Raw genomic sequence first — 10,580 nt, 5'->3', positions numbered from 1 at the left:
TGAATTCTATGGATGGATCGAACAGGCAGCACAAAGAACCTTGCCACAAAGTCTAGTTGGGAAGGCTATTACCTATGTCCGAAATCAGAAAGAATATCTGTCAAGCTTTCTAAAGGATGGGCGTATTCAGTTAAGCAACAACCTGGCAGAGCAGTCTGTCAAGCCTTTTGTGATTGGTGGGAAGAACTGGCTGTTTGCCAATACTCCGAACGGAGCATCGGCATCTTCCTTAATTTATAGTGTAATTCAGACTGCCATAGCAAATGATCTGAAACCGTTATCTTATCTGGAGTATGTATTTGAACAGATACAGATGTCTTGGGACTTACAGACCGAAGACCTGTTGCCGTGGTCAGAGAAGATACCAGAATGCTGTAAAAATCAAAAAGACATCAAACCAGTAAATTCTCCTTACATAGCCTGATGCCTTGTAAAAGTGTACTTTTCATAACTACGACAGCTTCTATAAATTGTACAATGACAATCTACAGTCCTGTTCATTACTTTTTATTTATATACAAAAAACCATGAACCAAGAATGCAAGTTGGACTTTCAAGTGCCTCCATCTCTTCAAGTTCAGTCAAATCCATCTCGAACTTTTCCATTTCAAGTTTTTCCATTGTTTCACCTCCTCCTGTTTCACCATAACGTAAAAGTATTCTATATGACAATGTACCTATAAATGTGTACCTATCATACTAGCAAAAAACAGAATCCAGACATCTTGCTATGGAATAGATTAAACTTAGCATAATACTAATAAAGAAAAGAGATTGGGCCATCTGTCCAATTATATGTTTCTTCCCTTTTACATCATTTTGCCTTAAAAGAATATTTATCATAATGTGATATCCATCTGTTTTCATCCCGCCAAATGGTATCATATTATAAATCACTCCCCACAAAGCAATCCTGAGCAAATATGCAGATGCTGGGAATCGTAATAATGTGAATCCGTACATGAGCAAATTACTCATAACTCCCGCATAGCAAACAAAAAACCTTCGATACCGTGGAAGCAAATAGGAATCTGTAGTATCGGTAACAATGGCCAAAAATACATGATAATATAACTTGACATGTATTTTTCCATATTTTCTTCCATAGACATACATTGTAAATGCATGGGAACTTTCATGTGCAACCATACTCATTACGAGATAACATGCTGATAAAAAATACTTTCTGCCTGTAAATTTTTCTGCCTGATATATATTGCAATAATGGAACAGCAAGAAAACAAGTGAAAAAACAGATAACATGCATAAAACCGTATAAATGGTATCTTTCCAATTCCATTTAATCTGCTCGATACATTCAAATTGGTATCTTCGAGAGGCAAAAAAACCCCGCTTGAAATAATACCGGCTGTTTCTTTTGTCTTTTATGAAACAATCCCCTTTTTCATTCTCTATCACTTCATAAAACATGTTATTAAGATAGAATTCTTTCTTCATCTTTTCGCATTTGCCTTTTTAATTCCTTTATATTTTCCACAACGTAATCATAAAACAAGCCCGCTTTATTCTCTTTAAATAAAATGGCACATAATTCACAAGGATTTACTACCTTTTGTGGAAGCTCCATCCCTAATTCATTCTGAGCATACTCTGTGAAAAAACGAAAATCTGTGTTTCTCAAAAAGTATAACAGCCCATTATTTTTTACTCGCTGTAATGCTTCTTTTAAGGTAATTGTGTTAAAATCTCCAATTGACAGATTCGTATCTGGCACTTCCTGTGAACAGCAGGGATATATCTTTCCATCATACAGCACAACCAGATTTCCCCCATAAGGACATCTGCAGTTTTCTGCTAAAATAGTACGATCAAACTGCTCCTCATGAAACATTTTTGCTGCTCTTCCACTTGGCAGACAAGGAACAATCTTAATATTGGCTGTATAGATGTCACTCCCAATCTGGTCTAATATGTCTCCGATCTTTTCACCTTTTATCTTTACAATTGATAATGTAGTGGAAATTCCCAATTGTGCAGCCGCATTCAAAATATTCCTAATATTATTTACATCTATGTATTGTCCATGATAAGCATCGTAGCTTAGACTCAAATAATCAATTCCCGCTGCTTTTAATTCCTTCAATCTAGAAAAAGCAGTTTTTCCATCAGCTGCCCAAAAACCATTTGTTATTGTATTTGGCTTTTTTCCTGCGGCTTTTGCCAAACGGACAAGTTCTAGCAGTTCTTCATAAACCAGAAATGGTTCTCCACCAGTAAATGCAATGGTTTTAATCTGTTCTAGCTCTTTTGACTGTTCAATATACTCTTTTACTCTATTAATATCCAGTTTTTCCTCATCACTAGGGGCCGATTCAAAACAGCAGATATCACATTTTGCTGTACACTTTTTTAGCAACGTAAATCCCAGTGTATCATACATATTAACAACTCCTATTCCACATCCCGTTTCTGCATTATTTTTGCACTTATATAACCTGCAGCAACCAACATCGTAACAGCAATGATAAATGCTTTTCTATAATGATATCCATCACTTAATGTATTCATCTGTCCTATATTTCCAGTCAGTGTATAAAACATAATGCTAAAAGACTTGGATACATGAAATACGGCTTTGCACAACGGATCAAAAACCTGTGCAATTCCTGAACTTAATAAAATTCCAATCACCATGCTGCCAATCGTACTCTTGGTAACTGTAATCACTAAAATAATAAATGTACCAAAAGCTGCCTGCAAAAGCATCTCTATTCCCATAAACAGAAAAATTCCTTTTAAATGTTCCATATTTATATATCCAAACAACATGGCACTGGCTATGCCGATAAAAAACATTACAGACAGCATCTGGATTACAGTAAACAATGTGGAAATGAAAATTTTTGACAGAATTATTTTCCCCCGATTTGAGATCTGTCCAGATATATTTTGAACAAACCTGCATTTATTTTCACTATTTACAAAACCAACTACAAAGACAACAAAAAACAGAAGCACCATTTTGCTCTGAATGTTATTCTCAACTAAATTCACATAGGGCACTTTTTCTCCCTTGCACCAGGATGGCATTACACTGCCTATATAGATACCCCAGCCTTCACCTTCCTCCTGATTCCTCTCTATTTTCTTTAACTCATCTGGATGATCTATGTAATAATGCACATCTGAACTGGTCATAAAAACCGAAAACATCACCATAAGTATAGTTCCAGCTATACAAAGCCATGTTGCTTTGCTCTTTGCCATCCGGTACACATCCATTTTGAAAAGCTTAAGCATGATGTACACCTCCTGTAAGCTGCAAAAAGTATTCTTCAATTCCTAGTCCCACAACCACAATACTCTTAATTTCAATAGCCTGTCTGGATAATTCCATTACAATTTTGCCACTGCGGTCTAACTGTTCAAAAATGTGTATTGTCTCGCTGTCTATCAGCTTAAAATCACAAAATCCCATATCCTTCAAAACAGGAACTGCTTTTTCAGGATGACTAAGCTTTAATTCTAACTTGTCCGAACACTCTGAAACCAGTTCCTCCTTAGTCAGTTCTTTGACCATTTTTCCCTGATCGATAATTCCATACCGGTTTGCAATCTTTGACAGTTCCTCTAAAATATGGCTTGAAATTATAATTGTCTGCTTCTTCTCGTGATTCAGCCGAACTATGGTATCCCTGATTTCTGCAATTCCTTCTGGATCTAACCCATTAATCGGTTCATCCAGAATAAGCAGTTCCGGCTCACCAATAAGAGCCATTGCAATTCCCAGTCTCTGTTTCATGCCTACCGAAAACTTTCTCGTTTTCTTTTTGCCCGTATGAGAAAGCCCAACGATATCTAATATTTCATTTATGTACCCTTTTTTTCGTATCCCTGCACAGATGCACTTCAGTTTTAAATTCTCATAAGCCGACAATTCTGGAAAAATACCAGGATTCTCAATTAATACTCCCACTCTGGAGTATTGCTGATTCACTTCCTTACCACGACATCCAAAAAGTTCTATTGTACCACTTGTTGGTGTAGATAATCCTGAGATCATCTTTAAAAATGTTGTCTTTCCTGCACCATTTTTTCCAATAAATCCGTATATATCTCCACGGTTTAATTGTACATTTACACAATCTACTGCTTTCTGGTTTCCAAATTTCTTTGTTAAATTTATTGTTTCCAAAATAGAATGTTCCATTTCACACCTCTACTATTCAAAATAATCCAATTATAACTATATATATACATAATTTTATAATTAATTTATTATTTATTATATAGCAAGGATTAAGAATGTCAAGTAAACCAAAACAGTAATACAGAAAGTTAAGTTTTAATAACTATATCATATCAGCTATTGGGATATAAGTCAATCAAAAAACAAGAAGTTTTCTTACCGCATTGCCATTTTAAGAGATTTGTCATTTCTAGAAGTTTTTCCTGTTTTGGAATGTTTGGACGTTTCCATTTCCAATCCTAGAATTCTATTGATACTTTCCATGTACATTGCCCCTGAACGTGTACCATGGAGAATTTTTCCTAGATACTGTTTTGTTGTTCCTGCCATTTCAGCTAACTGGACCTGCGTCATATTCAATTCAATTAGCCTGCATTTCACTTCTTTTCCATAAGAAGTCAATGTATTCTGCCTTTTTGTTTTCTGGCTAGTTAGCAGTTCCTGATCTATCTGATCCAGATACAGGGTTCCAGTCCGTTCACCGAATAGAATCTTTCCCAGATACTGCTTGCTTGTTCCTACTTTTCCTGCTAATTCTACCTGTGTCATGCCAAGCCTTACAAGCTGGCATTTCAAGTCTTTTCCATATGGTGTAAGTTCTCTTATCAACATTTCTTCACGCACCTTTCTGCCTGCTGCTTTTTCTGGTATCTGCCAGATTCACAAATGGCTATATGTAGAACCAAGTTTTCACTCCTCTGCCTGTTTTCTCCTCTTGGGGGAGCGGCATATTCCTGAAAACCGTTCCGCTCTCTGGCTTCTGGATATGCCACTTTGATTTACAGATCGTTCTGAATAAGACAAAGCCCATCTGGAAGGCAATTCTATTCTTGTCGGCTTTGATGTCAACTTAGGATGTCCGTTATTAAGTCAACATTTGCTGTCCGTTTTACACATGATACGAAAGATGCCTTTCGTTTTGTAGATATTCTGCTCCCAAGAGTTCTGGCATGTATACGTAAACGCTCTTCCAAACCAGATTCTGGGCACATCCGTTTACCATTCTCAATTTTGAAATAAAAAAATCCCATGCTACAACTGTGTAGTATGAGACTTTTTTAGCAGGTGGATAGATACCTTTCTTTGTGCAAATCTGGTTTCCTTTGCTCTCTCAATGCTGTCTCTGCTATCTACAAGAATAGTTTACTGTAGAGGAGTGGGGAGTGCAAATAGTATCCCATATATTTCCTGATAATCACATATCTGCCCGAAACGGCTGTCTTTCCCTTAACTGCTTTTTCACATATTTATGTTTCTCACCAAATATGTTTTTTTAACCAGCTTCCTTGTTATGTAGTTCTCATATGCTTTTTTACCTTTTCCTGATTGCACATCGTAATTCTAAACATCTTAACTCACGTATTGAAGTAATTTCCTTACAATATCTCTTCATTCTTTATCATAAATAGCTACGGAAATTTGAGGATATTTATCTATTCTGTCCTTATCGTTGGTAAAAATTAGATTCTGTTGCCAGTTATCGAGCTTAAAAACATCTGCCCCCTCAGTCTTATTCTCATATATTCCATATTTACTTACGCTATATATCATGCCCTTTCCTTCAATATAAGTCTCAAAATAAACAGATTTATCAAGACACAGAGCGTCCACAACTTTAATTATATTTGCAATATAATACTTTTTTCAGTATCCACACCTTCAATATCACATATACTAACATCAATAAACTGAATATCCGAATTCATTTTTTGTAGCAAAAACTTAAATCTTTCCGAAATGATAAACCATCCTTTATCATTTGCAAGATAATCAGTCCAAACATTACCTTCTTTTTCATCATAATAAAAGACAATATTAGAAATTTCAGAATAATACTCTCCTGTTGCAAAAGTATTCAATCCAATCTCACTGCAATTCTTACAATGAAGAACCACATCATTTTCTCTGGTCATATCCATAGCTAATTTATAGTAACGCATTATTGTTCTCCTCTTCTCCAATAATCTTTATATAGCATATCTGGGTTATCTGTTATTTCTATTTTCATTTGCTCATATAATTTAAGAAAAACATCCTTATCACCCTGAGCTACAATATCATAATGACGCATTCTGTCCAACACATAATCATGATATTCGTTAGGATGTTGACCGAGATGTGGCAAGTGCTTGCTGATACCCCTATCGAAAATTTAAAAACCAGAAGCAGACTAATGACCATCATCAACAGATACTTCAATTTTCTTTTATTCTTGATGATAGCACCTCCAGTCTCTGTAATACTATAAATCGCTGTCAAAATATAAATAGATCTAATTGTCAATGCACTCTTCTTTCCATGAATCATTGATGCTATTCCTATATGCAATCCAGCCTAATGGTAAATCATGTAAAACGCTCAAAGAGCCGTCTAATTTTAATATCTCGTCTAAAGAAACAATACAAGCCTCATTTTCATTTAACTCTTCACTATCAAGAAATTCCCACATACCATCTTCAAAATCATGTGAAACCAATAATATAGGTTTTAACCCTAATATGATATCTTTTGTTGTGATTACCATAGTGTTACCTTGTTCTTTGAAATAAGTCATATTTCGAAACCTCACTTATCAGATTTTTTTATATTTTCATATCTTGATAATACCTGTGCATTTGAGTAACTATTTGTACCTCCCTTGCTTCTAGGCTCTATATGGTCAATTTGCACTTCTAATGGACTCGGCGTTACCCCTTTTTGACTTTTTGTAGCTGGAACAAGAGTTTCACCAGATAAATCAGATTTAATAACACCTCCATTGCGTTCCATATTTTGCTGTATTATCTTTTTCTTTTGAGCAGAATTTTACCGTGGCATCTTTTATTTTCTCACCTTTCTTGACAACTGCTGTTTTCAACATTGGGCCTGAAACAACTGGGACTAAATCCGCTATTTCTTGCTCGCTATCCTCGCCCTCATGATCTGACTCTGCTTCATAGAGAGTTATTTTGGGTTTGGTATGGCAGGATCTAGTTGGTTGGATTTGATTGGGAAGGGTTGGTGGTGCTAAGGTATTGACAATCATTAAAGCCTATAGCTGTAATCGAAATTCATTTCAATAATTTCATCTATAGCAACAATCTTTTTAGTGGCTTTTTCTATATCACATTCTTTCGCCCACAAAAATGGATATATGAGAACGGCTCTATTGAATTCTATATCTTCCACGTCTTTTTTCCAGTTTTTCCATCTCATTGACGCATAAAACTCATCAATATTTCCTTGAAATGTCCAAGCAACAAACTCATTATACTTCATATCTAAACATTCCCATTCAAGTGTATCTGGAGCAAAATACCATATAAGATTTTTATCATTAAATCTTGATATATTTATTGCAAATAACCCACCAACTACATCACAGCCAACAAGAATCATTCCTGAAATATATTCTGTATATTTATTATTATAATAATAAACTCCTTCATTGTTATAACTACTCTGTCCCCAAATTCTAATCCAGTTATCTATAATTATCCCATTAGAATTGAATACTATCGAGTATAGAACAGAATCAGAAGAAATTTTTAATTTCTGACAATCTTCCTGCCCATTAATATCATTTCCTAATACTATATTTACATCTCTATTAGATTTGTATGTTAAATCAACTATTCCTTGCCAAATATTCTTCATATCTTAAACCTCGTCAATAATTATTATTCTATATTTAGTACCATTAGGGTACTTTCTTAACTGTCCAGAAATTGAAGAACCTGAACCTCTATTATCTGATGGATTAATTAGCTTTACACTAGCTCCTGCACCACCTTCTTTTGACATAGCTGGGGGATATTCATCTCTATCAAACTCTGGAACTGTATCAACCCCTTGTAAAGAAGCCCTTCTTCGCGCTGACGCTCCACTTCTATCAATCGTCAAGGTGTCGGGTTGACCTTCTTTTATAGCCTCTTCAATATGTTGAGCTGATTCTGGATATTTCTTTTTAGACAATTTGACATCAACTGTCTTACTTCCACCCTTATGTACAGTTCCAGCCGCCCTCTTAGCTTCACTTACATTTTCCTTAACAGCCTTTTCAATCTTCTTGCCGCCTTTTACTGTGGCATCTTTTATTTTCTCACCTTTCTTGACAACTGCTTTTTTTGCGGCTTTGATTCCATCATCTGCTTTGGAGACTGCCTCGCTTCCTGCTTTCTCTATGTTTTTTATTGCTTTGGGGGCTTCCTTTGCCGCTATTGTAACTCCTTTTCCTGCTGTTTTCAACATTGGGCCTGAAACAACTGGCAGAATTAATTTGATTTGGATTGATAGAACGAATTTTACTCATAAAGAAAGCACCCCCAACAAAAATAATTTTGTTAAGAGTGCTTTGATATCAGCTTAATGGAACTAAAATGAAATTTGATTATTTAGGCTAAATCCGCTATTTCTTGCTCGCTACTACCGTAACTCGCTGCCCTCGCCCTCATAATCTGACTCTGATTCACAGAGAGTTATTTCGGGTTCGGTATGGCAGGATCTAGTGGATTGGATTTGATTGGGAAGGATTGGTGGTGCTAAGGTATTGACAATTATTAAACTATTCTACTGCTATTTCTTGAAATGATATTCCAGTACACTTATTTAACTCAATAGCTTTCTTAAAAGTTTCAGATACAAAAATCGGAATCTGTTGCCAATTGTCAAGTTTAAATATATCTGCACCTTCTGTTTTATTCTCATATATTCCATATTTACTTACAGTATATATAGTGCCCCTTCCTTCAATATATGTTTCAAAATAATCAGATTTATTAAGGCATAATGCATCTACTACTTTAACAATATTTGCAATATAATATTTTTTTTCAACAGTAACTCCATCATTATCACATATTAAAATATCAATAAATTGTATTTCAGAGTTTAATTCCTGTAAAATTAGTCTTAACTTTTCAGAAACTATAAACCACCCTTTATCATTTGCTATGAAATCAGTCCAAACATTACCTTCGTTCACATCATAATAAAACATTATACTTATGCCATAATTATCATAATACTTTCCAACAGAAAAAGTATTCAAATCAATATCTGCACAGTTCTTACAATGAAGAATTATATCTTTTTCTCTTTCCATATCCATAGATAATTTGTAGTATCTCATTAATGTTCTCCTTTTCTCCAATAGTCTTTACATAGCATATCAGGATTATCTGTTATATTGATTTTCATTTTTTCATATAGTTTTAAAAATACATTTTTATCACCTTGAGCAATGTTATCAAACTGTTTCATATTTTCTAAAACATATTCGTGATATTCATTCGGATGTCGTCCTTGATGATGCATGTACTCCTTATTCCATGCAACATCTAAATCCAATCCATATTTATTTGCCATCTCTTCAAACTGTGGTGTATATGTCCTATTTTTATTTGTCGCAAAATGATGCAATTGTTCTGGTTTAGTACCACTTCCACCCTTATGTACAGTTCCAACCACCCCTTTAGCTTCACTTACATTTTCCTTAACAGCCTTTTCTGTCTTCTTGCCGCCTTTTACTGTGGCATCTTTTATTTTCTCACCTTTCTTGACAACTGCTTTTTTTGCGGCTTTGATTCCCTCATCTGCTTTGGAGACTGCCTTCGGCCCTGCTTTCTTAACCGTTTTTTCCACACCTTTAATTACCTCTGGTGCTTCCTTTGCCGCTATTGTAACTCCTTTTCCTGCTGTTTTCAACATTGGGCCTGAAACAACTGGGACTAAATCCGCTATTTCTTGCTCCCTATCCTCGCCCTCATGATCTGACTCTGCTTCATAGAGAGTTATTTTGGGTTTGGTATGGCAAGATCTAGTTGGTTGGATTTGATTGGGAAGGATTGGTGGTGCTAAGGTATTGACAATTATTCAATTGAATCAAAATAATTATTATCCAAAGCAAAATCATCTGGAAATAAATCATATTTTAATTTTTGAGTCAATACTCCAGTCAAGAAATCTGTCATATTCAATTTGCAAGAAATAATATCAGTATATCTTGCAGCAAATACAACTATTTCCGTCCCTTCATTCAAATAGTTCCAATATAATTCATCACCATTATCAGTAATCCCCCACGGAAAAAGCCCTATTCCATTATCATAAAAACTATATTCATACTCTATTAAATTGTTATTTATCATAAGCTCATATGAATTCTTCATTATCTTATACTGTTCAAATGAATTTAAATTCAAATTATCACAAATCGGTGAAAAAACCCATAAAAAATCATTAATTGAGCCTACTCCGTAATTTTCCAGAAACCACTTATAGTCCTCAGGAAAAACAATATTATTCTCTTTTTCAATTGTTTTCCAATTATAATTGAAGACGATATTAGCATTATTTAACAAAATATCTTTAATTCTATAATTCATAGTTT

15 protein-coding genes are annotated in these 10,580 nt (G+C 34.7%); 1 reads left to right on the top strand and 14 read right to left on the bottom strand.

Annotation, left to right across the window (positions count from 1 at the left end):
• Nucleotides 1–424 (top strand): IS66 family transposase (locus BMY85_RS07885; RefSeq protein ID WP_143066345.1); only part of this gene is annotated, 424 nt, incomplete at its 5' end.
• Between the two features lie 275 nt (nucleotides 425–699).
• Here BMY85_RS07885 and BMY85_RS07880 read toward each other — a convergent pair.
• The 14 genes from BMY85_RS07880 to BMY85_RS07810 form a co-directional block, all read right to left on the bottom strand.
• Nucleotides 700–1,458 (bottom strand): zinc metalloprotease, encoded by a 759-nt coding sequence (locus BMY85_RS07880; protein WP_092477727.1) that lies wholly within the window; start codon nucleotides 1,456–1,458, stop codon nucleotides 700–702.
• Nucleotides 1,436–2,401, bottom strand: coding sequence for a radical SAM/SPASM domain-containing protein (locus BMY85_RS07875; RefSeq protein ID WP_092477726.1), 966 nt, complete (start codon nucleotides 2,399–2,401; stop codon nucleotides 1,436–1,438). Before BMY85_RS07875 ends, BMY85_RS07880 begins: the two co-directional genes overlap by 23 nt.
• An 11-nt stretch (nucleotides 2,402–2,412) precedes the next feature.
• Nucleotides 2,413–3,261 (bottom strand): ABC transporter permease, encoded by an 849-nt coding sequence (locus BMY85_RS07870; protein WP_092477725.1) that lies wholly within the window; start codon nucleotides 3,259–3,261, stop codon nucleotides 2,413–2,415.
• Nucleotides 3,254–4,171 carry an ATP-binding cassette domain-containing protein gene (locus tag BMY85_RS07865; protein WP_092477724.1) on the bottom strand — a complete coding sequence of 306 codons (918 nt, stop codon included), beginning with the start codon at nucleotides 4,169–4,171 and terminating at the stop codon, nucleotides 3,254–3,256. The genes BMY85_RS07870 and BMY85_RS07865 overlap by 8 nt, the downstream gene beginning before the upstream one ends.
• 195 nt (nucleotides 4,172–4,366) lie before the next feature.
• Nucleotides 4,367–4,834 (bottom strand): helix-turn-helix transcriptional regulator, encoded by a 468-nt coding sequence (locus BMY85_RS07860; RefSeq protein ID WP_242939699.1) that lies wholly within the window; start codon nucleotides 4,832–4,834, stop codon nucleotides 4,367–4,369.
• Nucleotides 4,835–5,599: 765 nt separating this feature from the next.
• Nucleotides 5,600–5,821 (bottom strand): imm11 family protein, encoded by a 222-nt coding sequence (locus BMY85_RS16340; RefSeq protein WP_408643128.1) that lies wholly within the window; start codon nucleotides 5,819–5,821, stop codon nucleotides 5,600–5,602.
• Nucleotides 5,822–5,829: 8 nt separating this feature from the next.
• Complete coding sequence (locus BMY85_RS07855) at nucleotides 5,830–6,150, bottom strand: imm11 family protein (RefSeq protein WP_092477723.1); 321 nt, start codon at nucleotides 6,148–6,150, stop codon at nucleotides 5,830–5,832.
• 332 nt (nucleotides 6,151–6,482) lie between these two features.
• The gene (locus tag BMY85_RS07845) at nucleotides 6,483–6,734 is read right to left on the bottom strand and encodes a hypothetical protein (RefSeq protein WP_092477734.1); all 252 of its coding nucleotides are present in this window, start codon (nucleotides 6,732–6,734) and stop codon (nucleotides 6,483–6,485) included.
• A gap of 41 nt (nucleotides 6,735–6,775) precedes the next feature.
• The gene (locus BMY85_RS07840; protein ID WP_092477721.1) at nucleotides 6,776–6,979 is read right to left on the bottom strand and encodes an HNH endonuclease domain-containing protein; all 204 of its coding nucleotides are present in this window, start codon (nucleotides 6,977–6,979) and stop codon (nucleotides 6,776–6,778) included.
• A 255-nt stretch (nucleotides 6,980–7,234) separates the two neighbouring features.
• Complete coding sequence (locus tag BMY85_RS07830) at nucleotides 7,235–7,846, bottom strand: DUF2625 family protein (RefSeq protein ID WP_092477719.1); 612 nt, start codon at nucleotides 7,844–7,846, stop codon at nucleotides 7,235–7,237.
• 3 nt (nucleotides 7,847–7,849) lie between these two features.
• Nucleotides 7,850–8,440, bottom strand: a complete 591-nt coding sequence (locus BMY85_RS07825; RefSeq protein ID WP_092477718.1) for a NucA/NucB deoxyribonuclease domain-containing protein — start codon at nucleotides 8,438–8,440, stop codon at nucleotides 7,850–7,852.
• Between the two features lie 313 nt (nucleotides 8,441–8,753).
• Nucleotides 8,754–9,320 carry an imm11 family protein gene (locus tag BMY85_RS07820; RefSeq protein WP_092477717.1) on the bottom strand — a complete coding sequence of 189 codons (567 nt, stop codon included), beginning with the start codon at nucleotides 9,318–9,320 and terminating at the stop codon, nucleotides 8,754–8,756.
• A complete protein-coding gene (locus tag BMY85_RS07815; RefSeq protein ID WP_092477716.1) occupies nucleotides 9,320–9,898 on the bottom strand; it encodes an AHH domain-containing protein in 579 nt (192 codons plus the stop codon). The genes BMY85_RS07820 and BMY85_RS07815 overlap by 1 nt, the downstream gene beginning before the upstream one ends.
• 161 nt (nucleotides 9,899–10,059) lie before the next feature.
• Nucleotides 10,060–10,575, bottom strand: a complete 516-nt coding sequence (locus tag BMY85_RS07810) for an SMI1/KNR4 family protein (protein WP_177180692.1) — start codon at nucleotides 10,573–10,575, stop codon at nucleotides 10,060–10,062.
• Nucleotides 10,576–10,580 lie beyond the last annotated feature (5 nt).

This window comes from [Clostridium] polysaccharolyticum, from assembly GCF_900111595.1.
Classification (GTDB): domain Bacteria; phylum Bacillota; class Clostridia; order Lachnospirales; family Lachnospiraceae; genus Clostridium_AI; species Clostridium_AI polysaccharolyticum.
Note: the sequence above shows the minus strand (reverse complement) of the source record. Positions and strands in the feature narration are given on the sequence as shown.

Coding starts and splice junctions, on each gene's coding strand:
- BMY85_RS07880 (WP_092477727.1), bottom strand. CDS start 1,458: ATGAAGAAAGAATTCTATCTTAATAACATGTTTTATGAAGTGATAGAG.
- BMY85_RS07845 (WP_092477734.1), bottom strand. CDS start 6,734: ATGGTAATCACAACAAAAGATATCATATTAGGGTTAAAACCTATATTA.
- BMY85_RS07855 (WP_092477723.1), bottom strand. CDS start 6,150: ATGCGTTACTATAAATTAGCTATGGATATGACCAGAGAAAATGATGTG.
- BMY85_RS07810 (WP_177180692.1), bottom strand. CDS start 10,575: ATGAATTATAGAATTAAAGATATTTTGTTAAATAATGCTAATATCGTC.
- BMY85_RS07815 (WP_092477716.1), bottom strand. CDS start 9,898: ATGTTGAAAACAGCAGGAAAAGGAGTTACAATAGCGGCAAAGGAAGCA.
- BMY85_RS07865 (WP_092477724.1), bottom strand. CDS start 4,171: ATGGAACATTCTATTTTGGAAACAATAAATTTAACAAAGAAATTTGGA.
- BMY85_RS07875 (WP_092477726.1), bottom strand. CDS start 2,401: ATGTATGATACACTGGGATTTACGTTGCTAAAAAAGTGTACAGCAAAA.
- BMY85_RS07840 (WP_092477721.1), bottom strand. CDS start 6,979: ATGGAACGCAATGGAGGTGTTATTAAATCTGATTTATCTGGTGAAACT.
- BMY85_RS07870 (WP_092477725.1), bottom strand. CDS start 3,261: ATGCTTAAGCTTTTCAAAATGGATGTGTACCGGATGGCAAAGAGCAAA.
- BMY85_RS07825 (WP_092477718.1), bottom strand. CDS start 8,440: ATGTTGAAAACAGCAGGAAAAGGAGTTACAATAGCGGCAAAGGAAGCC.
- BMY85_RS07820 (WP_092477717.1), bottom strand. CDS start 9,320: ATGAGATACTACAAATTATCTATGGATATGGAAAGAGAAAAAGATATA.
- BMY85_RS07830 (WP_092477719.1), bottom strand. CDS start 7,846: ATGAAGAATATTTGGCAAGGAATAGTTGATTTAACATACAAATCTAAT.